1 protein-coding gene is annotated in these 609 nt (G+C 59.1%); it reads right to left on the bottom strand.

The genetic code is table 11. The annotated features are described in order from the left end of the window. Positions 1-83: 83 nt before the first annotated feature. Positions 84-609: tyrosine-type recombinase/integrase (locus T18_RS25590; protein WP_323455280.1), on the bottom strand; the 526-nt coding region annotated here is incomplete at its 5' end.

Genomic DNA, 609 nt, shown 5'->3' with positions numbered 1-609 from the left:
GTTGGCGACCCGAAACCTCAAAGATTTCGAGACAACAGGGCTCGAATTGATCTCGCCCTGGCAATTCTGACAGGGGACCCGATCTACAACAATCGGGCCGCTCGCCCGCTTCTGCGTGTAGCACTGTTATAATAGCTGGATGCTTGCTGTACCGATCGGTGGCGTGATTGCTCCATCGCCTCGGGGAGGGGAATGCCTCGGTTGGCCGCTTCGGTCAGATAGCCCGACCGCAGACCATGCGCCGAAAACTGGCCTGCCTCCAACCCTGCTATTTCGGCGCGCTGCTTGATGATTGCATTGACCGACTGTGGATCTAGCGCCCGTTTGGAAACCGTTCCCCATTTTCCGATCCCGCGAAACACGCTGCCCTTGTCGATCCTGGCGGCCGCCAGCCAGGCATTCAACGCCTCGACAGGCCGGCCTGTGAGATAGACGACGTTGTCCTGCTCGCCGGCCGTCGTTTTGGTGCGGCCAAGATGAATGGCTAAAGAGGGGAGGGGAGGGCCGTCCGGCACCTCGATCGGCGGTTCGATTACGGGGTTTGGGGAGCAATGGAACCAAAAACCAACGTAAGCTCTGAATCCCACCGTAAAGGGGCTTTCCGATCTC

The sequence above is a fragment of the Rhizobium sp. TBD182 genome, assembly GCF_001950375.1.
Taxonomy (GTDB): Bacteria; Pseudomonadota; Alphaproteobacteria; order Rhizobiales; family Rhizobiaceae; genus Agrobacterium; species Agrobacterium tumefaciens.
The sequence above is the reverse complement of the archived record's forward strand: the minus strand, read 5'-3'. Positions and strand labels throughout refer to the sequence as shown.